The 24,391-nt window shown below is 29.5% G+C and carries 27 protein-coding genes; 14 read left to right on the top strand and 13 right to left on the bottom strand.

Features of this window, described 5'->3' with window-relative positions; all coding sequences use genetic code 11:
• Positions 1 to 121: 121 nt before the first annotated feature.
• From ABIN73_05790 to ABIN73_05770, 5 genes are all read left to right on the top strand, one after another.
• Entirely contained in the window at positions 122 to 544 is a 423-nt protein-coding gene (locus tag ABIN73_05790) for an MgtC/SapB family protein (protein ID MEO0269234.1), read from the top strand.
• The gene (gene nuoH, locus ABIN73_05785) at positions 541 to 1,488 is read left to right on the top strand and encodes an NADH-quinone oxidoreductase subunit NuoH (protein MEO0269233.1); all 948 of its coding nucleotides are present in this window, start codon (positions 541 to 543) and stop codon (positions 1,486 to 1,488) included. Before ABIN73_05790 ends, nuoH begins: the two co-directional genes overlap by 4 nt.
• A gap of 3 nt (positions 1,489 to 1,491) precedes the next feature.
• The gene (gene fabG, locus ABIN73_05780) at positions 1,492 to 2,220 is read left to right on the top strand and encodes a 3-oxoacyl-[acyl-carrier-protein] reductase (GenBank protein ID MEO0269232.1); all 729 of its coding nucleotides are present in this window, start codon (positions 1,492 to 1,494) and stop codon (positions 2,218 to 2,220) included.
• Position 2,221: 1 nt separating this feature from the next.
• Entirely contained in the window at positions 2,222 to 3,442 is a 1,221-nt protein-coding gene (locus tag ABIN73_05775) for an asparagine synthetase B (GenBank protein ID MEO0269231.1), read from the top strand.
• 461 nt (positions 3,443 to 3,903) lie between these two features.
• Complete coding sequence (locus tag ABIN73_05770) at positions 3,904 to 4,278, top strand: hypothetical protein (GenBank protein MEO0269230.1); 375 nt, start codon at positions 3,904 to 3,906, stop codon at positions 4,276 to 4,278.
• Between the two features lie 4 nt (positions 4,279 to 4,282).
• Here ABIN73_05770 and ABIN73_05765 read toward each other — a convergent pair whose 3' ends face one another.
• From ABIN73_05765 to cysC, 12 genes are read right to left on the bottom strand one after another with little or no spacing between them, the layout of a single operon-like run.
• A complete protein-coding gene (locus tag ABIN73_05765) occupies positions 4,283 to 4,789 on the bottom strand; it encodes an archaemetzincin family Zn-dependent metalloprotease (GenBank protein MEO0269229.1) in 507 nt (168 codons plus the stop codon).
• Positions 4,786 to 5,214, bottom strand: coding sequence for a tRNA (adenosine(37)-N6)-threonylcarbamoyltransferase complex ATPase subunit type 1 TsaE (gene tsaE, locus ABIN73_05760; protein ID MEO0269228.1), 429 nt, complete (start codon positions 5,212 to 5,214; stop codon positions 4,786 to 4,788). The genes ABIN73_05765 and tsaE overlap by 4 nt, the downstream gene beginning before the upstream one ends.
• Complete coding sequence (locus ABIN73_05755) at positions 5,186 to 5,926, bottom strand: type III pantothenate kinase (GenBank protein MEO0269227.1); 741 nt, start codon at positions 5,924 to 5,926, stop codon at positions 5,186 to 5,188. Before ABIN73_05755 ends, tsaE begins: the two co-directional genes overlap by 29 nt.
• Positions 5,919 to 6,617 carry a biotin--[acetyl-CoA-carboxylase] ligase gene (locus ABIN73_05750; GenBank protein ID MEO0269226.1) on the bottom strand — a complete coding sequence of 233 codons (699 nt, stop codon included), beginning with the start codon at positions 6,615 to 6,617 and terminating at the stop codon, positions 5,919 to 5,921. Before ABIN73_05750 ends, ABIN73_05755 begins: the two co-directional genes overlap by 8 nt.
• Positions 6,598 to 7,491, bottom strand: coding sequence for a tyrosine-type recombinase/integrase (locus ABIN73_05745; protein ID MEO0269225.1), 894 nt, complete (start codon positions 7,489 to 7,491; stop codon positions 6,598 to 6,600). The genes ABIN73_05750 and ABIN73_05745 overlap by 20 nt, the downstream gene beginning before the upstream one ends.
• Before the next feature lie 4 nt (positions 7,492 to 7,495).
• Positions 7,496 to 7,822, bottom strand: a complete 327-nt coding sequence (locus ABIN73_05740; protein MEO0269224.1) for a cupin domain-containing protein — start codon at positions 7,820 to 7,822, stop codon at positions 7,496 to 7,498.
• Positions 7,800 to 8,375 (bottom strand): hypothetical protein, encoded by a 576-nt coding sequence (locus ABIN73_05735; protein MEO0269223.1) that lies wholly within the window; start codon positions 8,373 to 8,375, stop codon positions 7,800 to 7,802. The genes ABIN73_05740 and ABIN73_05735 overlap by 23 nt, the downstream gene beginning before the upstream one ends.
• Position 8,376: 1 nt before the next feature.
• Positions 8,377 to 9,099, bottom strand: coding sequence for a pyridoxine 5'-phosphate synthase (locus ABIN73_05730; protein ID MEO0269222.1), 723 nt, complete (start codon positions 9,097 to 9,099; stop codon positions 8,377 to 8,379).
• The gene (locus ABIN73_05725; GenBank protein MEO0269221.1) at positions 9,100 to 11,355 is read right to left on the bottom strand and encodes an NADP-dependent malic enzyme; all 2,256 of its coding nucleotides are present in this window, start codon (positions 11,353 to 11,355) and stop codon (positions 9,100 to 9,102) included.
• A 31-nt stretch (positions 11,356 to 11,386) separates the two neighbouring features.
• Complete coding sequence (gene ruvX, locus ABIN73_05720; GenBank protein ID MEO0269220.1) at positions 11,387 to 11,794, bottom strand: Holliday junction resolvase RuvX; 408 nt, start codon at positions 11,792 to 11,794, stop codon at positions 11,387 to 11,389.
• Between the two features lie 3 nt (positions 11,795 to 11,797).
• On the bottom strand, positions 11,798 to 13,396 hold the full coding sequence (locus tag ABIN73_05715; GenBank protein ID MEO0269219.1) for a hypothetical protein: 1,599 nt from the start codon (positions 13,394 to 13,396) through the stop codon (positions 11,798 to 11,800).
• Positions 13,393 to 14,004 carry an adenylyl-sulfate kinase gene (cysC, locus tag ABIN73_05710; GenBank protein MEO0269218.1) on the bottom strand — a complete coding sequence of 204 codons (612 nt, stop codon included), beginning with the start codon at positions 14,002 to 14,004 and terminating at the stop codon, positions 13,393 to 13,395. The genes ABIN73_05715 and cysC overlap by 4 nt, the downstream gene beginning before the upstream one ends.
• Before the next feature lie 156 nt (positions 14,005 to 14,160).
• Between cysC and fbp the strand changes: the two genes are divergently transcribed.
• Genes fbp through ptsP form a run of 3 tightly spaced genes read left to right on the top strand, consistent with a single transcriptional unit; the run spans position 14,161 to position 17,234 of the window.
• A complete protein-coding gene (fbp, locus tag ABIN73_05705; protein MEO0269217.1) occupies positions 14,161 to 15,255 on the top strand; it encodes a fructose-1,6-bisphosphate aldolase/phosphatase in 1,095 nt (364 codons plus the stop codon).
• On the top strand, positions 15,248 to 15,514 hold the full coding sequence (locus ABIN73_05700; protein MEO0269216.1) for an HPr family phosphocarrier protein: 267 nt from the start codon (positions 15,248 to 15,250) through the stop codon (positions 15,512 to 15,514). The genes fbp and ABIN73_05700 overlap by 8 nt, the downstream gene beginning before the upstream one ends.
• Positions 15,504 to 17,234: a phosphoenolpyruvate--protein phosphotransferase gene (gene ptsP, locus ABIN73_05695; protein ID MEO0269215.1), complete on the top strand. Its 1,731-nt coding sequence runs from the start codon at positions 15,504 to 15,506 to the stop codon at positions 17,232 to 17,234. Before ABIN73_05700 ends, ptsP begins: the two co-directional genes overlap by 11 nt.
• A gap of 62 nt (positions 17,235 to 17,296) precedes the next feature.
• Here ptsP and rimO read toward each other — a convergent pair whose 3' ends face one another.
• Positions 17,297 to 18,610, bottom strand: coding sequence for a 30S ribosomal protein S12 methylthiotransferase RimO (gene rimO, locus ABIN73_05690; GenBank protein MEO0269214.1), 1,314 nt, complete (start codon positions 18,608 to 18,610; stop codon positions 17,297 to 17,299).
• Positions 18,611 to 18,633: 23 nt separating this feature from the next.
• On the opposite strand from rimO, the gene ABIN73_05685 reads away from it, so the two are divergent.
• From ABIN73_05685 to phoU, 6 genes are all read left to right on the top strand, one after another.
• Positions 18,634 to 19,323 carry a response regulator transcription factor gene (locus ABIN73_05685; protein MEO0269213.1) on the top strand — a complete coding sequence of 230 codons (690 nt, stop codon included), beginning with the start codon at positions 18,634 to 18,636 and terminating at the stop codon, positions 19,321 to 19,323.
• Complete coding sequence (locus tag ABIN73_05680; GenBank protein MEO0269212.1) at positions 19,320 to 21,041, top strand: ATP-binding protein; 1,722 nt, start codon at positions 19,320 to 19,322, stop codon at positions 21,039 to 21,041. The genes ABIN73_05685 and ABIN73_05680 overlap by 4 nt, the downstream gene beginning before the upstream one ends.
• A 62-nt stretch (positions 21,042 to 21,103) precedes the next feature.
• Positions 21,104 to 21,997, top strand: coding sequence for a phosphate ABC transporter permease subunit PstC (pstC, locus tag ABIN73_05675; GenBank protein ID MEO0269211.1), 894 nt, complete (start codon positions 21,104 to 21,106; stop codon positions 21,995 to 21,997).
• The gene (pstA, locus tag ABIN73_05670) at positions 21,994 to 22,863 is read left to right on the top strand and encodes a phosphate ABC transporter permease PstA (GenBank protein MEO0269210.1); all 870 of its coding nucleotides are present in this window, start codon (positions 21,994 to 21,996) and stop codon (positions 22,861 to 22,863) included. The genes pstC and pstA overlap by 4 nt, the downstream gene beginning before the upstream one ends.
• Position 22,864: 1 nt before the next feature.
• The gene (gene pstB / locus ABIN73_05665; GenBank protein MEO0269209.1) at positions 22,865 to 23,617 is read left to right on the top strand and encodes a phosphate ABC transporter ATP-binding protein PstB; all 753 of its coding nucleotides are present in this window, start codon (positions 22,865 to 22,867) and stop codon (positions 23,615 to 23,617) included.
• A 19-nt stretch (positions 23,618 to 23,636) separates the two neighbouring features.
• Positions 23,637 to 24,290 (top strand): phosphate signaling complex protein PhoU, encoded by a 654-nt coding sequence (gene phoU, locus ABIN73_05660; protein MEO0269208.1) that lies wholly within the window; start codon positions 23,637 to 23,639, stop codon positions 24,288 to 24,290.
• Positions 24,291 to 24,391: the final 101 nt, after the last annotated feature.

The raw sequence follows: 24,391 nt of genomic DNA, 5'->3' as shown, positions 1-24,391 counted from the left end.
GCTTGTTTTGAAAGCTATGAATATACTATATGAATTACCACTTTACTGGGAAAAATTAAAAAAGCTTGTGAAGGAATAAATTGTCTTGAATATTTAAGCCTTTGAAAATTATAATTTTTAGATGAAAGAAAATGAGATTTTGATGAGGCTTTTTTTGTCTTTTATTCTTTCGGGTATTATAGGTCTTGAACGAGAATTATCAGGTAAACTTGCAGGTTTAAGAACTCATATTTTAGTTGGACTTGGCTCAACCGTTTATGCTCTTGTTTCAATCCTTGTAAATTCACAAAACGGAACTGTTGATCCTTCAAGAGTTGCTGCTCAGGTTGTTTCAGGTATAGGTTTTATAGGTGCAGGAGCAATTTTCAGGGATGAAGATAAAATAAGAGGTTTAACAACAGCTTCAGATATATGGGTGATGGGTGCTATTGGGCTTTCTGTAGGTCTTGGTTATTTTCTTATGGCTCTTATTACGACTTTTCTGGTTTTAATAGTTTTAATTGGTGGAGCATGGGTTGAGAAAAAGGCTTTAAGAACAAAATGATGGATGTTATTTTAAAAGGAACTCTATATCTTATTGTTTTAACAGGGATTGCTGCATATCTTACATATTTTGAAAGAAAACTCCTTGCTTATTTTCAGGATAGAATAGGTCCCAATAGAGCAGGACCGAGAGGAATATTGCAACCCCTTGCAGATGCGATAAAATTATTTTTTAAAGAGGATATAACACCTTTAAAAGTCACTTCCAAGTTCCTTTATTTTTTAGCACCAATTTTAACAGCCACCTTTGCCATTGTTCCCTTTTTTCTAATTCCCCTTTATCCTTCTGGTCCTTTTCCTGATATAAATCTTTCCCTTTTACTTATAGTAATTTTATCATCAATGGGACTTTATGGTGTTGTATTTGGTGGTTATTCTTCAGCCAGTAAATATTCAGTTATTGGAGGAATTAGAGGCGCACTAATGCTCCTTTCCTTTGAAACATCTCTTTTAATTACCATTTTGAGTGTTGCTTATCAGGCTGGAAGTTTATCCTTAAAAGAAATTGTTGAGGCTCAAAAAATTCCCTTTATTTTTCCCCAGTTTATAGGTTTTTTGATTTTTGTAATTACTGGTTTTATGGAAACAAAGAGACTTCCCTTTGATATTCCAGAGGCAGAATCAGAATTAACAGGAGGATTTCATACAGAATATAGTTCGCTTAAATTTGCCTTTTTCTTTCTCGGTGAGTATCTTCACATACTTCTTGTTTCATCTCTTATAGTTACTTTTTATCTTGCGGGATGGAAATTTTTCTTTTTACCTCCTTTTATTGGATTTATTTTAAAAGTAATTCCCTTTGTTTTCTTCTTTATATGGGTAAGAGCTTCCCTTCCAAGATTTAGATTTACTGATGCTCTTGAAATTGGGTGGAAAATTTTGTTACCCCTTTCATTTTTGAATTTTTTAATAACCCTTTTGTGGGAAACATTAAAGGGAGGTTAAAAAATGCTTGAAAATAAAATTGCAATTGTTACAGGTGCAAGTGATGGAATAGGAAAAAGTGTAGCAATTTCTTTTTCAAAATATGGTGCAAAAGTTATAGGAACAGGTAGAAATGAAGATAAATTAAAAGAAGTTTTTGAAAATATTAAAGAAGGTTACTATATTAAATGTGATCTTTCAAAAAGAGAGGAAATTGATAAATTCATAAATGAAATAAAAAGCAAAGAAGAAAGAATTGATATTCTTGTTAATAATGCAGGAATAACAAAGGATAGTTTATTATTAAGATTAAAGGATGAAGATTTTAATGAAATTGTTAATGTAAATTTAAAGTCAATTTTTATTCTTTCAAGAGAGATTTCAAAATTAATGATAAAGGAAAAAAAAGGGGTGATAATAAATATCTCTTCTGTTGTTGGTTTAACAGGTAATGCTGGACAGAGTATTTATTCTATGACAAAATCAGGAATTATTGGTTTTACAAAATCTCTTGCAAAAGAACTTGGGGGAAGAAACATAAGAGTTATAGCAGTTGCTCCTGGATACATTGAAACTAAAATGACTGAAAATATACCTGAAGAGATAAAGAAAAAATATCTTGAAAGTATACCTTTAAAAAGAGCAGGAAAACCTGAAGAAGTTGCAGAACTTGTTTCATTTCTTGCATCAGATAAAGCAAGTTATATAACTGGAACTTGTATCGTAATAGATGGAGGAATGTCAGGATTTTAGAATGATAATTAAATTATTATTAATCTCTCAGTATTTACTTATCCCGATGGATGAAACTCAGACAGATCATTTAAAAGCCTATGGGGTAGTTTACAGAAGTTTACAGAAGGGAATTAATTTTGACTGGCTTCTAAATTATAGGGGTGGGTCCTTTTTGGCTGAATATTCAAAAGAGGTTGAGGATGAGTGTTTACAGAATTCTGTTTATTATGAGATAATTTCAAGCACAAGAGCTTCAAATATTTATTCCTTTATTGAGGAAAATAACATGAATGCTTTAAGACTTGAAGTGGCACCTAAGCTTGCAGTTTATGCACCACCTTACACAGAACCCTGGGACGATGCCGTTGAACTTGTTTTAAAATATGCAAATGTACCCTATGAGAGAATCTGGGATAATGATATACTTGAAGGTAAACTTGATAAATATGATTGGCTCCATTTACATCACGAAGATTTTGCAGGAATGTATGGAAAATTTGAGGTTCCTTATGGTAATACACCTTGGTATAAAACTATGAAAGAAAAGGATAATGAAGTTGCTAAAAAGTATGGATTTAAAAATGGACCTCTTATGAAACAGAAAGTAGCGATAAAAATAAAGGAGTATGTTGAAAATGGAGGTTTTCTATTTTCCATGTGTTCAGGTCCAATTACTCTTGATGTTGCTCTTGCTTCAATTGGTCTTGATATATGGGATGTTCCCTATGATGGTGATGGTTATGACCCTTTAGCCAATGAGAAATTGGATTTTAATAATACACTTGCTTTTAAAGATTTTAAAATTTATATGAGTTATTTAAATGAAGAAGTTTCTGATATAGATGTAACACAGGAAGCAGATAGAAGAGGGCCTGATGTATGTTTTAAACTTTTTGAGTTTTCGGCAAAATATGATCCTGTTCCGTCACTTTTGACACAGAATCATGTTAATTGTATAAAAGAATTTCTTGGAAGGGATACTGGTTTCAGAAAGAATAAATTAAAATCAAATGTAGTTGTTCTTGCTGAGGTGGAGGGAACTGATGAGGCAAAATATATTTATTCAAATTTTGGAAAGGGTTTTTTTACCTATTACGGAGGACATGATCCCGAAGATTTTAAGCATTTTGTTGGTGATCCGCCCACAGATTTATCCAAGCATAAAAATTCCCCTGGTTATAGACTTATTTTAAATAACATATTATTCCCTGCTGCCCAACCTCAGAAATTAAAAACATAATTTCAGGAGTTTTTGATTCCAAAGAGTGGAGAGATTGTTTTGAAATTTTTAAAAACAAAAAATGGGAATGGATTGGAGATGAAGATAAAGGATTCTGGGCACTTGAAACAAAAAAATTTTTATTCAGAATTTACGAATCAGGATGGAAGGGAACATATCTTACGGGAAAAAATTTAAAAGATGAAAGACCTGAAAACTTTTTAGAATATTTTAATAGATTTACCTTAAAAATTGTTATAACAGATTACTACAGATTATTTAAGGGAAGTAATGTTTTTAAAATTAAATTTGAAAAAGCGTATATTCTGCCAAAAAAGGAAGAAGATGAGCTTTTTAAGGGATATAAAAAGACTTTAAGAGAAGATATCGCAAGGGCTAAGAAAAATAATTTAATTTTCAAAGAACTTGAGGAAAGAGAACTTAGAAATTTCTATAATATTTATTTATTTACTATCAAAAGATTGAAAACAAAACCTTTACCATTTTCTTTTATAGAAAATTTATATAAAAAATTAAAGAATTCAAATTTATTAAATTTTTATGGTGTTTTTAAGGATGAAAAACTTTTTTCTGCTCTTATTGTTCTTTATCCTGATGAAAAGACTGTTCTTGCTTTTATTCAGGGAACATCAGAGGAAGGTTATTCTTTAAATGCTTCTCCTTTTCTTTTTCATAATGCAATTTTATATGAGTTTAAAAGGGGAAGAGAAATTTTTTCTTTTGGAGCAGTTCCTGAAAAAAAAGAATCACTTATTTTCTTTAAAGAAAAATTTGGAGCAGAGGAGCACAAATATCCTGTTTACATATGGTATAATCCTTGGTACGCTGAGGAATAGAAATTTATTTAATTTTTTTTAAACAATTTTCACATAACTTATAATCCTTATAATCTGTGTCATAAATTGAATTTGAAAAATACATAACACAATTTTCATCAGAACAATGGGATAAACCTTTTAGGTGTCCAATTTCATGTATAATTTCCTTAGCTGTCCGCAAAATTAAAATATTTAAATCTTCCTTTTTACCATAAAAACTTTCCTTTAATCTTTTTATTGAAACAATTGATTTTTTTTCCCAGGGTAAAGCTAACCCAAAAATAAAATTTAAACCCTTTACATAAAGATCATTATCAGTTATATATAAAGTATAAGAATTCTCATAAGACTTTAGTTTACCTAAAACACATTCAGCATCATACTGATTTCTTAATGAATTAAAACAGCTATCAGGGAATTTTATTTCCTTTTCTATTAATATTTTTTCTTTATAAACTTCTTCAACAAAAATTTTAACCCTTTCCAGAAAATCAATATCAATTGAATTCAAAGGAATTATATAAATCATATTTTTATAAATTTAAAAAAATCACTTATAAACTCTCTTTTGGTATCACTAATAACATTTATCCTTACTTCATAAGAATTTGGAAAATTTAAATTCCTAACTTTAAAAGGCCATTCAACAAGAAAAATAGATTTTTCATCCATAATCTCTGATAAATTTAATTTTTTATCAATATCCTCAATCTCAATTCTATATAAATCAAGGTGATAAATTTTTCCCTCCGGAATTTTATATTCATAAACATAAAGAAAAGAAGGACTCCTTACTATATCATAACCAAAATAAGATAATACACCCCTTATAAAAGTTGTTTTACCGGACCCAAGAGAACCCTCAATTAAAAGAGATATAGGTGCTTTTATATTTTCTCCAACTTTTTTACCAAGTTCAAAGGTTTCAAGAGGAGAGTTTGTGATTATTTTCATATCTCAATAATTTTATATATACTCCATAAAGAGTTAAATAGGGAAAGAGTAAAGTATTTTTTAAGTATTTTTTGAAAATAAAAGCATCTCCACCTGTTATTATAATTTTAAAATTTTTCCTATATTTTCTTTTTATCATATCTAAAATTCCTTTAATTCCAAATATTGTGACATTTTTTATACCAAAACTCACACATTCTTCTGTGCTTTTTCCTATAATTTTAAGACCTTTATAAATTTCATCCATTTTAATAAGAGCCGTTTTTTTACTTAATACTTCCAACTGAGTTTTTGGTGATGGTATTATTAATCCTCCCTTAAAGTCACCATTTTTGAATGCTACATCTATTGTTATAGCAGTTCCAAAATCAATAACAATGACATCTTTTTTAAATAAATTTATAGCAGCATAAACATTAACTATTCTATCAATTCCCAGTTTCTCTTTATCTATGTAAGGATTTTTAATTTCTTTAAAATCATTATTTTCAAAAAATTTAATTTTGAATTTTTCCATTAGCTTTTCTTTAATAAAAGGGACAACTGATATTCCATAAATTTTTAAATTCCCATATTTGTTTATTAATTTTTCAATTATTTTTGAAGAATTTTCTTTTTTATCTATAAAAACTTCTGGCTTTTCCTTTAAATTTTTGAATGTTCCTATCTTAATATTCTTATTACCTATATCAATACATATCACCTTATTCATCAATTTCTCTGAAATTGAAAATTTCAAAAAGAGGAAAATCTAAAACTTTATCATTTATTGAAACACTTATCACAAAATCATTTTTTATTTCATTCAATACACCTCTAAAAATTTGGTTGTCATATAGAAATTCAATTTTTTTACTAATTGTGATATTTTCTGAATATCTTTTATAAAGAGCTTCATAGGTAAGAGAGGATATTTCTTCAATTTTTTCAATTATATCTTTTTTAAATTTTTTTAAATTAAATTTTTTTCCTGTTAAAAGATAAAGGGAACTTGCCTCCTTTAAATCTGAAGGAAAAAAAGTTGTATTAACATTTATACCAATTCCACATATAAATTTATTTTCTGATTTTTCAATTAAAATACCACAAACCTTTTTCTTATTTATCATAATATCATTAGGAATTCTTATATAAGGTTTTAAATTAAACTCTTTAACTTTTTCTTCTATAAAAGTAAATGCTGAAACAGATGTTATTAAAAAAATATGCTTTTCATCTTCAATATCTGGTAAATAAAAAGAAAAATATAGACCCCCCACAGGTGAATAAAATAATCTATTTCCTCTTCCTTTTCCTTTTATTTGTTTCTCTGCAAAGACAAAAATTTTTTCCTTTTTTTCTGAAATGTATTTTTTTATATAATCCTGTGTTGAAAAAACTTCTTTAAGTTCTATAATTTTCATTTAATTTTTCTCTTGGATGAGTTTTTTTATAAATTCTTTTTATTTCCCTTAAGGAAAGGTTTGTGTAAATTTCTGTTGTTGAAAGAGAGGAGTGACCTAAAAGCTCCTGGATGCTCTTTAAGTCAGCACCATGGTCAAGAAGATGTGTTGCAAAAGCATGTCTCAGAAGATGGGGATGAATTCCAGAAATATTTGCTCTTTTTATAAAAATCTCATTTACAATTTTTCTTAAAGCTGGATATGACAATTTCCTCCCTTTCTTTGTAGTGAATAAAAATATACTTTCTATTCCATATTTTTTTCTAATTTCCAAAAAATTTAAAAGAAACTTAAAAGGTAATTCTGGAACAGGTATTATTCTTGTTTTATTTCCCTTACCTTTTATTCTTATTTCTTTAAGTCCTATGGAAATATCAGAAATTTTAATATCAATCAGTTCACTTGCTCTTATCCCCAAACCATATAAAAATTCAATAATTAATTTATTTCTGAAATCAATAAAATCTTCAGGTTCCCATTTTTCAAGAACATTTTTTATAATTTCCTCAGGAATAGTTTGTGGTAATTCTTTTTCCAGTTTCGGAATATGAATACCCTTTAAAGGATTTTCTTTTATTATTTTTTCTTTTAATAAGAACCTGTAAAAAACTTTTAAAGAAGATATTTTTCTTGCTATTGATTTTTTTCTATACCCGTATTTTAAAAGATCTGCAAAATATTCTCTTAAATGAAAGGTTTCAATTTTTTCTGGTTCAAAAATGTTATATTTTTCCTTTGCATAATCAAAAAATAAAGTTATATCCTTCTCATAGGATTTTAATGTGTGCTCAGAATAATTTTTTTGATACTTTAAAAAATCTAAAAAAAAGTGCAAATACTTAATCAATTTTAGGTTTAGTTACAAGTCTTTTAGGTTCTACAAGCATAATTATAGAAGGAATGTTTGCTCTTGATCTGTGTCTTATTCCTTTTTTTACCAAAATTCCTTCTCCTTCTTTTAAATTATATGTTCTTTCTTCTGTATCAATAAAAATTTCACCCTTTAATACAATAAATAACTCATCTCCTTCTGTATGTGTATGAAAGGGAAATTCACCCTGGATTTTTGCTACCCTAACAGCAACATCCTCTATTTTGGCAATTTCAATTGGATTCCAGTATTCTTCTTTTTCTTCAAAAATTTTAAAAATCTGAATTTTTTCCATTTTTAAAACCTATATCCATTTTGTCAATTTTTATAATAATTTTAGCATTCTGTGTTACCATCTTTATATTATAAGGTAAATCCTTTTCCCATACAATCATTATTTTTAATTCAGGTAATTTAATTTCCTTTATTTTTTCATTTTCGTCGAAAACTATTTCTATACCGCCTTCAAGTTTAAAAATCTCTTTTTTTTCTTTTTGGAAAGCCTTGATTATTTTTATGTTAGAAATATAGTCAAGGGGAGAGAAAAAAATTTTTATAAATAACAAGATATTATCTTTAAGTTCTCCTTCAATTTTGTCTGAACCAAAAGGTGAGTAAAGGATAAGAGAAGAGTTTAAAGAATCGGATTCAAATTTAAATTTCCCTTTGTAGTAAAAATCATTTTCTAAAATTAAATCCCCTTTTGATTTTATAAATTTAATTTTACCTTTATGATTCTTTTTTAAAAGATAAAAAAATTTTTCTTCAGGATTTTCTATTTTTACAAATTTAATGCAACTAAATAATAAAAAAAATAAAAAAGTTACATAACAATAAAAAATTCTCAAATTAAATACCTTTCCGCATAAGAATTTCCCTGTATTCTTTTACAACATTGTATAAACCTGATAGAACACTATCTGCAATAATTGCAAAACCAATGGAGACTTCTTCAATTTCCTCAATTTCAAGAAGTGGAATTAAATTCTGACGAGTAAGTCCATGTCCTGCTCGAACTTTAAGACCTAAAGAATGGGCAAATTTAGCATTGGTTTTAAGCCTCTCTATTTCTCTTTCTCTATTTTCTCCATGAGATTTTACATAGGAATTTGTATTAAGTTCAACAGCATCAGCACCCAGTTCTTTTGCAATTTTTATCATTTCCTCATCCGGTTCTATAAAAAGACTAACATTTATACCATTTTCTTTTAGTTTTTTGATTGGTTCTTTTAATTCATCCTTCATTTTTTTGAGATCAAGACCACCTTCTGTAGTTATTTCACCCTCCCTTTCCGGAACAATTGTTACCCAGTGAGGTTTCACTTTTAAAGCAAAATTAACAAAATCCACACACATTTCTAAATTCAGTTCCCCTGAAATATGTTTTTTTAATCTTTCAACATCTTCCTCCTTTATATGTCTTCTATCTAATCTTATATGACAGGTTATCCCACTTGCACCTGCTTGTTCTGCAATAATAGCTGCTAAAAGAGGATCAGGAAATTTTTCTTTTCTTGCTTCTCTTAAAGTAGCAATGTGATCAACATTAACACTTAATTTAATTGGTTTCATTTAAAGTTTGAGCTTCTTCTGGGCATCTCTTGCAACAACAGCTGTCATATTCACGATATCTTGAACATCATCACCTTTCTGCAATACACAGGTAGCCATTTTTGTTCCAAGAAGAATTGGACCTATAACTTGGGCATTTCCAAGTCTCTGAAGTATTTTATATGAAATATTAGCAGCATCAAGATTTGGGAAAATTAAAATATTTGCCCTTTCCTTTAACTCTGAAAAGGGATAGAATTCTTCAATAATTTCAGGCACAAGAGCAGTATCAGCTTGCATTTCACCTTCTGCAATGATATTAGGATATTTTCTCTTGAAAATTTTAACTGCTTCACTTACCTTTTCTGCTTCCTTTACCCTAACACTACCAAAGTTTGAGAAAGATAGAAATGCTATCTTGGGTTCTATTCCCAGATCTTTTGCAAAATTAGCTGTAAGAGAAGCTATCTCTGCAAGAGTCTCAGGATCAGGATTTATGTTTATTGTTGCATCGGCAAATAAAAATACTTCGTTTTCAATCAAAACAATATATAATCCAGCTACAGTTTTTGTGTTTTCCTCAGTTTTTATAATCTGAAGTATTGGTTTTAAGGCATTTGCATAATCCATTGTAAGTCCTGCTATAAGACCGTGTGCATCACCTTCATGAACCATCATAGAACCGAAAACAATAGGATTGGAAAGAGAAAAGTATGCCCACTGTTTTGTAACTCCTTTTCTTTCCCTTATTTTAAAAAGTTTTTCAGCATAAATTTCCCTTTTTGGAGATAAGACGGGATCAATTATTTCGTATTCGAAGTTTAATTTTAAGTTTTTTATTTTCTCTTCAATTATTTCTTTTCTACCAAGTAAAACTGGAAAAGCAATTCCATCATTTGATACAATGCTGCATGCTCTTATTATTTTTTCATGTTCCCCTTCAGCATAAGCAATTTTTGTTAATTTCCTTTTTGCTTCCTGAATAATAATGTGCATTACTCTTCCACCTTTCATTACTTTTTCCTTTAATTTTTCCCTGTATTCTTCAATATCAATTTTTAATCTTGCAACACCAGTTTCCATTGCAGCCTTTGCAACAGCTGGTGCTTCCCAGAATAAAACCCGTGGATCAAGTGGTTTTGGAATTATATAATCTTTCCCAAACTCAATCCTTTTTACTCCATACGCTTTTGCAACTGAATCAGGTACATCTTCTTTAGCAAGTTCAGCAAGAGCTTTTGCAGCAGCAAGTTTCATCTCATCATTGATTTTTCTTGCTCTCACATCAAGTGCTCCTCTAAAAATAAAAGGAAAACCAAGAACATTGTTAACTTGATTTGGATAATCACTTCTTCCAGTGGCAACAATTGCATCTGGTCTTGCCTCTTTTGCATCTTCATAACTTATTTCTGGTATAGGATTTGCCATTGCAAAAATTATTGGTTTATCTGCCATTTTTTTAACCATTTCTTTTGTAACAACATTCCCGATTGAAAGTCCAACAAAAACATCAGCTCCTTCAAGGGCTTCTGCAAGGGTTCTTTTGTCTGTATCCTGAGCAAACTCTTCTTTATACTTATTCATTCCTTCTTTTCTTCCCTTATAAATAACACCCTTTGTATCACATATAATAAGGTTTTCCTTCTTAACGCCGAGAAGTAAATAAAATTTTGCAGTTGCAATAGCTGATGCTCCTGCTCCATTAAACACAACCTTTATTTGGTCAATTTTTTTACCTGTAAGTTCAAGTGCATTTAATAAACCAGCCCCAGAAATTATAGCAGTCCCGTGTTGATCATCATGAAAAACAGGAATGTCAAGTTCTTCTTTTAATCTTTCCTCAATTTCAAAACATTCGGGAGCCTTTACATCTTCAAGATTTATTCCTCCAAAAGTTGGGGAAATAAGTTTAACTGTTCTTATAAATTCTTCCACATCTTCAGTATCAATTTCAATATCAATTGCATCAACATCAGCAAATCTTTTAAAGAGAACACATTTTCCCTCCATAACGGGTTTTCCAGCAAGTGCACCAATATTCCCGAGTCCTAATACAGCAGTTCCGTTAGAAATAACCGCAACGAGATTACCTTTTGCCGTATATTCGTAGGCAAGTAAAGGATCTTTTTCTATTTCAAGACACGGTTCTGCAACACCGGGAGTATAAGCAAGAGAAAGATCCCTCTGAGTTTCGCAGGGTTTTGTAAGTTTTATTTCTAATTTTCCCTTTTTTCCTTTTGAATGATACTCAAGGGCTTCCTGTTTTGTTATTTTCATTTTTGTTTCCTCTAAAAAATTAATAGGGAATTTAACCCTCCTTCTTTGTGTCTTTTTTATTATACTTAAAATTTAGGTAATCCTGCAATATATAGGCTGCTGATATTGAGTGAATTTCCTTTTTTTTATGCTTCCTTGCAAGCTTAGAGGATTCCCATTCATCCCAGTAAACTACCTTTATATGATATTCTTTTTCAATTTTTTCACCTTCCTTTTTTATTTCTTCAGAAAGTTTCAAACCTTCTCCTTTAATAGAACGAGGTTCCCCAAAAACAATTAAGTAAGGTTTATATTTCTCTATTAATTCTTTAATAGTTTTTTTAAAACTTTTTTTTCTTTTATCAATTTCAAAAAGTGGAGAAGATATGCATTCTTTCTCATCTGAAATTGCAAAACCAACAAATCTTTCACCATAATCAATTCCTAATATTCTTCCCAAAATTTAAAACTCCATTTTTTTAATTTTTACTTCTAAAATAATTTTAAAAATCATAAACAGGAAAAAAGATAAAATTAAAAAGAGCAAAATTTCAAAAAAGAAATTACTTTTTAAAACATAATAGAAACCATGAAGGGGTTTTTGTATGAGAATGTAAATGGAAACTAAAAGATAAAGGATTAAACTTATCGCTGTTAAAAAAGCACCAGGTCCTGAAGCAATTTTTGTAGGATTTTTTTCAGTAAACTGGGGTAAAATATAACCGGTTGATAGTGAAATGAAGGTTAAAATAAAAACAAACAAAGGCAAAATAATAATAAAAAGTAAAGTTAAATCCTTGAAAAATTTAACTTTTAAGGAAAAATGCGTTAAGAAAAATATAGTATAACCTAAAATAATCAATAAAAAGAAGTATAAAAGAAGTTGGAGGTAAAAAAATTTAAAAAGATTCTGTCCTGAATAATAAAAAATAGTTATTCCTTTTTCTTCAAGAGAAGGCGCAGGGTATATAAATCTAATTGCTATTGTAATTAGAAGGTATATAACAAAAGTAAAGTTGGCGTAAATTATTAAAATATGAAAAGTAGGATAATCAATTCCTATTCCCTTACCTCTAACAGAGATAACATATAAAACAAATAGCAAAATTAGAAAAAGAAATTGTGATAATTGGGTGTAATTTCTGTAAAAACTTTTTAATTCCTTCTGAAGGAAAATTAATTTAGATTTTCTTCCACCTTTCCCCCCTTTTAGGGTTAGTTTTCTATGATATATCTCATCAAATGGCAAAGAAATAAGGAGAATGAATAGAAGGAAGTTAAAAATTAAAAAAAGTAAAAGAATTAAAAGGTTATTTTTAATAAGAATAAAGCTTGAAAAAAACCAGTTAGAAGGCAAAAAATATGGAGACATTGTTCCAGCTTTTTTCAAAATCTGAATTGCCTCATCTATACTTTTAGCATCAAAAATTTTGAAACTCTCTGGTTTTAAAAATTTAAAATAAAGGAATATGAAAATGGAAAATAATGCTCCATAAAAAAGGGGCAATAGTTCTCTTTTTAAAAAAGGTGAAAATTTTACAAATAAATAAAAAAGAAAAATACCAAGTAAACCTGATGATAGAATATAAAGTAAAAAATTCAAATATAAAAAAAACAAGTTAATACCTTTTAGTTTAAAAACATTCAAATAAGAAAGTATTAAAGGAATAAGGAATATTAAAGGAACCCAGGAAGAGTAAATAATTATTTCTAAAAATTTAAAAGAAAATATACTTTCTCTTTTTAAAGGAAACTTGTATAAAAAGGGGAGTTCATCATCTTCAAAAAATAAAGAAAAGCTTCCAACTGTGTTAGAAAGAGTAAGGAAAAAAAAGGTGCCCATAAGTGTAAAGTCAAGAAATTTTTGTGAAACAATTGTCCCAAGAACAGGAATCTTAGACATAAAATTAAAAAATCTGAACAAAATGTAATATATTAAAACAAAAAGAATAGTGCCGAGCACAAAGGGTATTGAAATCCTTTTCCAGAAAGAAAATGATTTTAATATATTTTTTAAAATTTTTAACTTTAAAAAAGAAATTAAAATAAATTCTCCTATCAAATGTAACCTAATTCCTCAAGCCTCTTTTTAATTTCTTCTTCCTCTTCCTCTGTGTATCCACTTTCCTCTGATTCCTTTACCTCTATGAAGTTTCTTTCTTCAAGAAATTTAATAATTTTGTTCACACTTTCTTCTATTTTTTCTCTCTCTGTATCACATATAATTTCAGGATTTAAAGGCTCTTCATATGGGTCATCCACACCAGTAAAATTCTTAATTTTCCCTTCCCTTGCCAATTTATACATCCCCTTTACATCTCTTTTTTCACATGTTTCAAGACTTGCCTTAACATAAACCTCTACAAATAAAGGCAAAAGCTTTCTTGCTTTATCCCTTCCTTCTCTATAAGGTGAAACAAGAGCAACTATGACATCCACACCATGTTTTGTGAGTAAATCAGCCAGAACTGAAACTCTTCTCATATTTTCGAGCCTATCTTCCTTCGTAAATCCAAGGTCTTTATTCAAAAAATTTCTGACAATATCACCATCAAGAATTTCAACATCCCTTCCTCTTTCAATAAGTTTTTCTGATAAACCTTTTGCTATTGTACTTTTACCAGAACAGGGTAAACCTGTTAACCAGATACATATTCCTCTTTTTTTCACTTTTTATTTAAAAATTTTAAAGGGAGTGGAACCCTATTTTACTCTCTCACAGGAAAAAACAAAAAACTTGACAAAATTTATAAAATATTATATAATAAAAATATTTAAATTTCAAAGGGTTCAATTCCTGTAAATGGTAAAAGGAGGACTTTTTTAATGAAAGTTACAATAAGTGTGATAAAAGCAGATATTGGCGGGTATGTGGGTCATTCTGGTATGCATCCAGCTTTAATGGCTTTAGCTGAGGACGAGCTTGAGGAGGCGAAAAAGAGTGGAGTAATAATAGATTATTTTGTTGCTCATGCAGGAGATGATCTTGAACTTATAATGACTCATAATAAAGGGGTTGATAATTCAGAAATACATAAGCTTGCTTGGGAAATTTTTAAAAAAGGGTCAGAGAAAGCAAAGGAACTTGGGCTTTATGGAGCAGGGCAGGATATTTTGTCTGATGCATTTTCAGGGAATGTAAAAGGTATGGGACCAGGAGTAGCAGAGATGGAGATAGAGGAGAGAGCTTCAGAGCCCATTATTGTTTTTATGGCTGATAAAACATCACCTGGTGCATGGAATTTACCTTTATTTAAAATTTTTGCGGATCCCTTTAATACAGCAGGTCTTGTAATTGACCCAAAGTTGCATGATGGGTTTATATTTGAAGTTCTTCATATGAAAGAGGGTAAAGTTGTAAAACTTGCTTGTCCAGAGGAAATGTATAGCCTATTAGCTTTAATAGGAGCTGTTGAAACTTATGCAATTAAAAATGTTTACAGAAAAGATGGTGTAATTGCTGCAACTGCTTCAACTCAAAGACTTTCTCTTATAGCAGGTAAATATGTGGGAAAAGATGATCCTGTTATGATTGTTAGAACTCAAAGTGGTTTTCCTGCAGTTGGCGAAGTTCTTGAAGCTTTTTCTCTTGCCCATCTTGTAGCTGGATGGATGAGGGGCTCTCACTGGGGACCTCTTATGCCTGTTTCTATGAAGGATGCCTCTTGTACCAGGTTTGATGGTCCACCAAGAGTTGTAGCACTTGGATTTCAGTTAAAGGATGGGAAATTGATAGGTCCAAAGGATATGTTTGATGACCCTGCTTTTGATTTAACGAGAAAAAGAGCTCAAGAAATAACTGATTATATAAGAAGAATGGGTCCTTTTGAGCCACAGAGACTTGGACTTGAAGAAATGGAATATACCACTTTACCATCAGTTCTTGAGAAATTAAAAGATAGATTCCAGGAAGTTGGTTGAAAAAGAAGTCATTGTAAAAAATACACTCGGCATACATGCGAGACCGGCAACACAGTTTGTTAAAATTGCTTCAAAATATAACTGTGAGGTTTACGTTATCAAAGATGGTATTGAAGTTAACGGGAAAAGTATAATGAGCCTTTTAATTTTGACTGCTACCAAAGGAAGTAAACTTATAATCAGATGTATAGGTCCTGATGAAAAAGAGGCTCTGAAAGAACTTGTGAATCTTATTGAGGAGGGTTTTGGTGAAGACTAAATTAAAAAGTAAGGTTTTTCAGGGTGTACCCGCATCAAAAGGTGTTGCAATTGGAAAAGTAAAAAAATTTGACCTCAAATTATTAAAAATTCCCCGAAGAGAAGCGAAAAGTAAAAGAGAAGAAATTTTAAAATTTGAAAAAGCCAAAAAGGAAATTACAAGGGAACTCGAGCTTGTTCTTGAGCATTTTAGAGGAAGTTATAGAAAAATAATAGAAAGTGAAATACTTATAATTAACGACCCTGTTATAGAGGAGAGCGTTAAAAGAAATATAGAAAAAGGACTTTCAGCAGAGAATAGTTTTATTGAATCAATGAAAAATTTTTTATCAAAACTTGAGGAAAGTGAAAGTTTTATTTTTAAAGAAAGGGCAAGAGAAATAAATCATCTTATTAGAAAATTCCTTGAAATACTTCTTGGCAAGCCAAGTTTTATTGATGTTGAGAAAGGAACAATTGTAGTTTCAGACGATGTTTCTCCCCTTGATGTTTTTTCAATTTCTAAAACTTTGGATATTGGAATAGTTATAGAATACGGTGGACCAACCTCTCACAGTGTAATAGTGGCAAAAAGCCTGAAAATTCCTATGGTATGTGCTGTTAAAGGAATACTTGAGGCGGTTAAAGATGGAGACGAAGTAATAATTGATGGATGGTCAGGAAAAGTAATAATAAATCCAGATGAAGAAACAAAAAAAGAATATGAAAGAAAACCTTTACTTTACACAGAAGCAATTCAAAAGATAATAAAAGGACCAAAGGTAGGAAAGGGTAAGGAAAGAAAAAGAGTATCTGTAATGGGAAATGCTGCAGGACTTGAAGAAGTTGAAGAAATTGTAAAAAATAAAGGATTTGGAGTAGGTCTTTTTAGGACTGAACTTTTAATGTGGGACCCTGGAATATGGCATAATGAGGATAAACTTGCAGAGGTTTTTGAGAAAAGTTCAAAAATGGTTTTCCCTGATCCACTTATAGTCAGATTGATAGATATAGCAGGTGAACCATCCATACCAGGATTTGAGGAGAAAAATCCCTTTCTTGGATTAAGGGGTATCAGATTTCTCCTTTTTGAAAAGGAAATCATGAAAATGATGATGAGATCAATTTTAAAAGCATCAAATCTTGGAAATATAAGAATTCTTCTTCCAATGGTAACAACAGTAAAAGAAGTTGAGGAAGCAAAAAGTGTTCTTGAAAAGGCAAAAAAGGAACTTACAAGAGAAGATGTTCCCTTTGATAATTATATTCCTGTAGGAATAATGATAGAAACACCAGCATCAGCTTTAATGGTTAAAGAATTTACATCTCAGGTAGATTTCTTTTCAATTGGAACTAACGATTTAACCCAGTATACACTTGCAGTTGATAGAACACATCCTTTTCTTGCTCCTCTTTACAGTGAATTCCATCCCTCTGTTTTGAACCTTATAAACCATGTAGTTAAGGGGGCTCATCCTTACAGAAAAAAAGTTGCTGTATGTGGGGAAATGGCATCTGACCCTCTTGGAGCAATTATTTTGATGGGTTTAGGAGTTGATGAATTATCTGTTCACCCAGATGCAATACCCCTTTTATACGGAATTTTCCAGTGGCTTGAATATAAAAAAGTTAAAGAATTCGCAAGAAAAACTCTTGAAATGCCTGATTCAAAAACCGTTAAGGAAAAAACAATAGAATTTTTAAAGAAAAATATACCACCCCTCGCTATATTCTACGAATAAATTTTAACGAATTTAAAACACAACTTCAATAGCAGAAGCAGGAAGGAAGGTTTCCGTGGACTCTATGAATAAATATTAACCAGTTTAAACCCCTTTTTAGAAATGCTTTTAACTTTCAATTTTCTGAAAACAAAGTTCTCATAATCATCACTTTCCACAAAAGATTTTATATCAATTTCAGGGGCATCATACTCAGTATGACCAAAAACTTTTCCATTCTCCTTATATTCTGGAATAAAAATCACCTCTTGTCCAATTAGTTCTCTCGCAGATTTTAAATTTTTTTCTCTTATTACCTCTAACATTTTTTTATACCTTTCTTGAATAATTTTACGAGCCAAAGGCTTATAATTCTCGTAAGCAAAACTTTCCTTTTCATTATGATATCTAAAAAGAGCCCACCTTTTTATTAAATTATCCTTTTTACAAAATTCATAAAGTTCTTCAAAATCTTTCTCTCTCTCAGTTGGAAATCCTACAATTATTTCAGTTCTAACTGTTAAATTTCTCATATTTTTGTACTTATCGATCAATTCAAAAGCATTCAAAACCTTTTCCTTTTTTCCTCTTCTTCTCATTGAAGTTAATACATTTTCTGAAACATGTTGAATTGGAACATCAAGATAAGGTGCCATTTTTTCATTATCCACAATTAATTTAATAATTTCCTCATTAAGATCTGCTGGATGAAGATAAAACATTCTGAGTAATCTTAATTTTTTAATTTTTAAAAGATTTTTAAGAAGTTCCTTTAACATTTTCTTTTTGTAAAGATCAACACCATATAAACCGGTTGACTGGGAAATTAAAATTATTTCATAAAAACCTGAATCTGTAAGCAATTTAGCCTCCTCAATTATCTTCTCCATAGGCTTTGAACGAAATTTCCCCCTTATTTTTGGTATAATACAGAAAGAACACAATTCATCACAACCTTCTGAAATTTTCAAATAGGCAAAATTCCTTGTAGAAATCAGCCTTGGAATTTTATCAGAATGGATAAATCTTGTTGAACTATAATTTGTTTCTTTATTTTTTTTGAGTATTTTCTCAAAATTTTCTATATCATCAAACCCGAATAAAAGATCAATTTCAGGGAATTTTTCTTTAATTTTTTCTTTGAATCTATGTATATAGCATCCTCCCACTGCAAGGAATTTAATTTTTTTATTTCTTTTTAGTTCAATAAATTTTCTTATAGTATTTTCCGTTTCTTTAACAGCAGGATTTATGAAGGAGCAGGTCATTATTATGACACCTTCAGATTTTTCAGGTGGAACTAATTCAAAATTATTCTTTAAAAGGTTCCCTGCAAGATATTCACTATCAACCTGATTTTTCGGGCACCCAAGTGTGATAATAGAAATTTTTTTCATCCTTATAATATACTATATTCTAATTGAAAAATAAAGGTCTTATCTATGCGGTGGATGATGAATCTGATATAATAGAACTTTTGCAGCATCATCTTGAAAAAGCAGGATACGAGTTTAAGGGATTTTATGATGCTTTAAGTTTTTTACACCATTTAAGAGAAAAAAAACCTGATTTAATAATTTTAGATCTTATGCTTCCTGATTATGATGGAATTGAATTATGTAAGGAGTTAAAAAAAGAGGAAAATTATAAGAATATTCCAGTTATAATGCTTACAGCAAGAACAAAACTTGAAGATAAAATTCTTGGTTTTGAAATAGGTGCAGATGATTATGTCACAAAGCCTTTTTCACCAAGGGAACTTGTTGCAAGGGTAAATGCTGTTTTAAGAAGATACAGAGAAAAACAAGAAGAAAAAAATATTTTAGAAGCAGGTAAAATTTTAAAGATGGATATTGATAAGTTTGAGGTTTATGTTTATGACAAAAAAGTTGATTTAAGACCTGCTGAGTTTAAAATCTTAAAACTTCTTCTTGAGAAAAGGGGAGTTTTGTTAAAAAGGGAACAAATCCTTGAGCATATATCAAAGAGAGGTAAGTTTGTTTATGAGAGAACTGTTGATGTTCATATAAGGAATTTGAGAAAAAAACTTGGTGAAGCAGGAAAGTTTATAAAGAATATAAAAGGAATGGGTTATAAATTTGAAGAATGAAAAAGATTTTTTATAAACTCTTTTTGAGCTATTTTTTAATTCTTTTTTTCTTTTCCCTTTTTATTCTAATTTCAATTTTAGGAGTAATAAGAAATAGATATATAGAGGAACTTAAAAGTCACCTTGATGATATTATTTTTTCTTTATCTGATAGGACAGAATACTTATTAATTAACAATGATATCAAAACCTTAAGTTCATTTATTAAAGAATTCAGTAATAAGAGAGCTTTAAAAATTAGCATTTATGATAAATACGGAGATTTAATTTTAGACTCTGATATTGAGGGAGAAATAAAAATAATGGAAAATAAAAAACCTGAAATAGAGATTGCTTTCCAGGGAGAAAAAGGATTTTCTATAAGAAGAAGTGAAATTTATAAGGATAATATGATTTTTTTAGCAGTTCCTCTTTATGAAAATGATAATATAATAGGGGTTTTGAGAATAGGGTTAAAAGCTCAAAGGATAGATGATTTTATTACGAATTTATATAGAAGAATAGGACTTGTAATTTTAATTCTTATTTTATTTTCTTCCATAATTTCATTAATACTTTCAAGAAATTTTACTCTTCCGATCAGGGATTTAACAAGGGCATTCAAAAGAATATCTTCTGGAGACACGGATATAAGAATTTTTTCTGAAAGAAAAGATGAATTGGGTGAATTAACAAAGAATTTTAATTTAATGGCAGTTAACATAAAGAAATCGCTTAATGAAATTGAAAAAGAAAAATCAATTATTGACTCACTCTTTAAGGCACTTCCTGATTTAGTTTTATTGCTTGATAAAAGAGGAGAGATTCTTTATTTTAATGAAAAAGCAAAGGAAAATTTTCAAAGTATTGAAAAAGGTAAATTTTATTATGAGTTTATAAAGGAGCCGGAATTTTTATATAAATTTGAAAAAGCACTTGAAAAAGAAGAAGCAGAAGGTGAAATCAGTTTAGATCATAAAATTTTTTATTTAAAAATAAAAAAAATACCTGAAACAGAGAATTTTGTTATAGTTTTGACTGATATAACTGAAATGAAAAAACTTGAAGAAGTTAAAAGGGATTTTACATTAAATCTTTCCCATGAACTTAAAACGCCCTTAACTTTAATAAAAGGTTATATTGAGACGATTGAAGAAGAGGAAGAGATAAAAAATAAAAGGTATATTTCAATAATTAAAAGACACATTGAAAGGCTTATAGATATGACGGAAAAAATAATTTATCTTTCTAAGATAGAATGTGAAGAAAAGGCTCTTCAAATTGAAAAAATTAATTTGAGAGAGATAATTGACGGAGTTTTACCTATTTTTGAAAGGCGTTTAAAGGAAAAGGAAATTGAAGTAAAAGTTAATATACCTTCTGATTTACCTTTTATTGAAGGAGACAGATTCAAATTGGAACAGGTTTTTATAAATCTTTTTGATAATTCTATAAAATTTACATTTAAGGGTGAAATAAATATAAGGGCAATAAAAAAGGATGACAGGATTTTAATTGAATTCAATGATACAGGTGAAGGTATTGATGAGAAACATTTACCAAGGATTTTTGAAAGGTTTTATGTAGGTGTAAAGGGAAGGGAAAAAGAAAAATCTGGTGCAGGTCTTGGTTTAGCAATTGTTAAACACATAATAAATTTACACAATGGAAAAATTAGTGCTGAAAGTAAAAAAGGTGAAGGAACAAAGTTTATAATAGAACTTCCCTTAAAGTTTTAAATTTAACAGAAATTTAACAGAAATTTAAGGATTTTTTAACATTTAAAGTATAAAAATACAAAATGAACTTTAAAAGAAAAAAATTTGAAGAAGAATTAGTAAAAAAAGTATTTTTTTTATTTGCTTTTCTTTCAGTAATAACAACTTTTGGAATTATATTTATACTTATTTTTGAGACAATTTCTTTTTTTAAAGAGGTTTCAATAATAAGGTTTTTTACAGAAAAGGAATGGACTCCACTTTTTGTTATTAAAAAATTTGGAATCTGGCCTTTACTCTCTGGCACATTTTTAACATCCTTTATAGCTCTTTTAATAGCCTTCCCTATGGGAATTTTTATTTCAATATTTATAAGTGAATATTTACCTCCTAAATTGAAAGGAATTATTAAGTCTCTTCTTGAAATTCTTGCAGGTATTCCGACAGTTGTTTATGGATACTTTGCTCTTTTGTATGTCACCCCCATTTTAAAAAAGATAATACCTCAAATTTCTGGTTTTAATTCTCTTTCACCAGGAATAGTTCTTGGTATAATGATAATTCCAACTATTGCATCGATGAGTGAAGATGCTTTTTCCCTTGTTCCAATGAGTTTAAGAGAAGCTTCCTATGCCTTGGGGGCCTCCAAACTGGAGACGAGTTTAAAGGTTATTTTACCTGCTGCATCTTCTGGAGTTATATCTTCGGTTATTCTTGGCTTTTCAAGGGCAATTGGTGAAACCATGATAGTAACGATAGCAGCAGGTCAAAGACCTATTTTAACTTTAAATCCCTTTGTTCCTATTGAGACGATTACTGCCTATATTGTCCAAGTTTCACTTGGTGATACCCCAGCAGGCTCACTGGAGTATAAAACAATATTTGCTGTTGGTATGGTATTATTTGTAATCACATTAATATTTAATATTTTGAGTCATAATTTAAGAATGAAATTTATAAAATCTTTTAGAATATGAATGATTTAAAAAAATTAATATTACAAAAAAAATTTAATGAAAAAATTTTTATATTAACTTCTCTTTTATTTTTATCCTTTGCACTTTTAACTCTTATTCTTTTACTTACAGATATTTTTATAGATGGTTTACCGGTTTTAAGTCTTAAATTTCTTTTTAGTTATCCCTCAAGGAAACCTGAGGAAGCAGGTATTTTATCACCTCTTGTAGGTTCACTTTATGTTATGGCAGTTATGATAATTTTTATTGTTCCTGTTGGAATAGGAGCAGCCATTTATCTTGAAGAATTTGCTCCAAAGAATTTTTTAACAAATTTAATTGAAATTAATATAGCAAATCTTGCTGGTGTTCCATCAATTATCTATGGACTTCTTGGACTTGAAATTTTTGTCAGATTTTTTAAACTTGGTAGGTCTATCTTAGCTGGTTCTTTAACCCTTTCTCTCCTTGTTTTACCGATAGTAATAATGGCTACAAGGGAATCAATAAGACTTGTGCCATCTTCTATAAGGGAAGCAAGTTTAGCTCTTGGTGCAACTAAATGGCAGACAATTAAAAATCAGGTTTTGCCTCTTGCAATGCCTGGAATTTTAACAGGAATTATTTTAGCCATCTCAAGAGCAATTGGTGAAACAGCACCTCTTATAACAATTGGAGCCTTGACATACATTGCCTTTTTGCCGACAACTCCTCTTTCACCCTTTACAGTTTTACCCATTCAAATATTTAACTGGGTTTCAAGACCTCAGAAAGCCTTTCATCATAATGCAGCAGGTGCTATTATAGTTTTACTTTTTTTAACTTTTATGTTAAACTTAACAAGCATAATTTTAAGAAATTATTATAGAAAAAAATACAGGTTATAAAATGATAGTTTTAAAAACAGAAAATTTAACGGTTTCTTTCGGTGATAGAGTTGTTCTAAAAAATATAAATCTTGAAATAAAGAAGAATAAAATAACAGCAATAATGGGTCCTTCAGGATGCGGAAAAACAACCCTTTTAAGGTGTTTTAATAGAATGAACGACTTAATTGATGGTTTTGTATTAAAAGGTAAAGTTTTGTTTAAAGGTTTAAATATTTATGATAATGGGGTTGAGCCTTCAGAAATAAGAACAAAAATTGGAATGGTCTTTCAAAAGCCGAATCCTTTTCCAAAATCCATTTATGAAAATGTTGCTTACGGTCCAAAGATTTTAGGAATAAGGGACAAATCGAAACTTGATTTTATTGTGGAAGAGTCATTGAAAAAAGCATATTTATGGGACGAAGTTAAGGATAAATTAAAGGAAAATGCTTTAAATCTTTCAGGTGGACAGCAGCAGAGATTATGTATAGCAAGGGCACTTGCTGTGAATCCTGAGGTTTTGCTTCTTGATGAGCCGACTTCAGCTCTTGACCCTGTTGCTGCAAATAAAATAGAGGAATTACTTGAGGAGTTAAAAAAATTTTTAACAATTGTAATTGTGACTCATAACCCATCTCAAGCTTCAAGAATTTCAGATTACACTGCTTTTCTTTATATGGGTGAATTAATAGAATTTAATGAAACAGATAAAATTTTTACAGTTCCAAAACACCCAAAAACTCAGGAGTATTTAAGTGGAAAGTTTGGATGAAAGAAGGAGGTAATTTAAAATGTTTGAACAGAAATTAGAAGAACTAAAAAAAGAAATAATAAATTATGCTTTCCTTGTAGAAAAAATGATAGAAAAAAGCATAACAGGTCTCCTTGAAAAAAGAGAAGAACTTTTAAGAGAGGTAATAGAAAAGGACGAAATTTCTGCTAATGAACTTGAAATAAAAATAGATGAACTTGTTGTCACTATAATTGCAAAATATGAACCTAAGGGAAAAGATTTAAGAATGGTATTAATGATTTTAAAAATAAATAATGATCTTGAAAGAATGGCAGATCATGCAGTTAACATATGTGAAAGTGCTCTTTTTCTTATAGAAAGACCTCAGGTAAAACCCTATATTGATTTACCTAAAATAGCAAAAGAATCCATAACTATGCTTAAAGATAGCGTTGATTCTTTTATTGAAGAAAATCCAAAAAAAGCTAAAAGTGTATGTGAGAGGGATTATATAGTTGATGATCTTAACAAAAAAATTTTTGAAGAGCTTATAGATTATATGACCAGAGACCCTTCCACAGTGGAAAGGGGAATCCATATAATAAGAATTTCAAATAATATAGAAAGAATAGCAGACCTTTCAACAAATATAAGTGAAGATGTAATCTTTATGGTTGAAGGGAAAGTTATAAAACATCATAAGGAAGAATAAGTTGAAAATTTTTAAAAAAAGTATTATAATAAAAAAAATATAATAAAAAATACAAATAAGTGTGGGGTCCGAATCCCCCTTTAAAAAATAAGGAGCAATTT

Source organism: candidate division WOR-3 bacterium (genome assembly GCA_039804025.1).
In the GTDB taxonomy this organism is placed as follows: Bacteria; Hydrothermota; Hydrothermia; order Hydrothermales; family JAJRUZ01; genus JBCNVI01.
This window is presented reverse-complemented; position numbering and strand designations above follow the sequence as displayed.

Excerpts from the sequence above, each read along its gene's own strand:
- pstA (MEO0269210.1), top strand. The coding sequence starts at position 21,994 with ATGAATGATTTAAAAAAATTAATATTACAAAAAAAATTTAATGAAAAA.
- rimO (MEO0269214.1), bottom strand. The coding sequence starts at position 18,610 with ATGAAAAAAATTTCTATTATCACACTTGGGTGCCCGAAAAATCAGGTT.
- fbp (MEO0269217.1), top strand. The coding sequence starts at position 14,161 with ATGAAAGTTACAATAAGTGTGATAAAAGCAGATATTGGCGGGTATGTG.
- ABIN73_05680 (MEO0269212.1), top strand. The coding sequence starts at position 19,320 with ATGAAAAAGATTTTTTATAAACTCTTTTTGAGCTATTTTTTAATTCTT.
- tsaE (MEO0269228.1), bottom strand. The coding sequence starts at position 5,214 with ATGAAAATAATCACAAACTCTCCTCTTGAAACCTTTGAACTTGGTAAA.
- pstC (MEO0269211.1), top strand. The coding sequence starts at position 21,104 with ATGAACTTTAAAAGAAAAAAATTTGAAGAAGAATTAGTAAAAAAAGTA.
- ABIN73_05755 (MEO0269227.1), bottom strand. The coding sequence starts at position 5,926 with ATGAATAAGGTGATATGTATTGATATAGGTAATAAGAATATTAAGATA.
- pstB (MEO0269209.1), top strand. The coding sequence starts at position 22,865 with ATGATAGTTTTAAAAACAGAAAATTTAACGGTTTCTTTCGGTGATAGA.
- ABIN73_05775 (MEO0269231.1), top strand. The coding sequence starts at position 2,222 with ATGATAATTAAATTATTATTAATCTCTCAGTATTTACTTATCCCGATG.
- ABIN73_05765 (MEO0269229.1), bottom strand. The coding sequence starts at position 4,789 with ATGATTTATATAATTCCTTTGAATTCAATTGATATTGATTTTCTGGAA.
- ABIN73_05740 (MEO0269224.1), bottom strand. The coding sequence starts at position 7,822 with ATGGAAAAAATTCAGATTTTTAAAATTTTTGAAGAAAAAGAAGAATAC.
- ABIN73_05730 (MEO0269222.1), bottom strand. The coding sequence starts at position 9,099 with ATGAAACCAATTAAATTAAGTGTTAATGTTGATCACATTGCTACTTTA.
- nuoH (MEO0269233.1), top strand. The coding sequence starts at position 541 with ATGATGGATGTTATTTTAAAAGGAACTCTATATCTTATTGTTTTAACA.
- phoU (MEO0269208.1), top strand. The coding sequence starts at position 23,637 with ATGTTTGAACAGAAATTAGAAGAACTAAAAAAAGAAATAATAAATTAT.
- ABIN73_05790 (MEO0269234.1), top strand. The coding sequence starts at position 122 with ATGAAAGAAAATGAGATTTTGATGAGGCTTTTTTTGTCTTTTATTCTT.
- ABIN73_05750 (MEO0269226.1), bottom strand. The coding sequence starts at position 6,617 with ATGAAAATTATAGAACTTAAAGAAGTTTTTTCAACACAGGATTATATA.
- ABIN73_05725 (MEO0269221.1), bottom strand. The coding sequence starts at position 11,355 with ATGAAAATAACAAAACAGGAAGCCCTTGAGTATCATTCAAAAGGAAAA.
- fabG (MEO0269232.1), top strand. The coding sequence starts at position 1,492 with ATGCTTGAAAATAAAATTGCAATTGTTACAGGTGCAAGTGATGGAATA.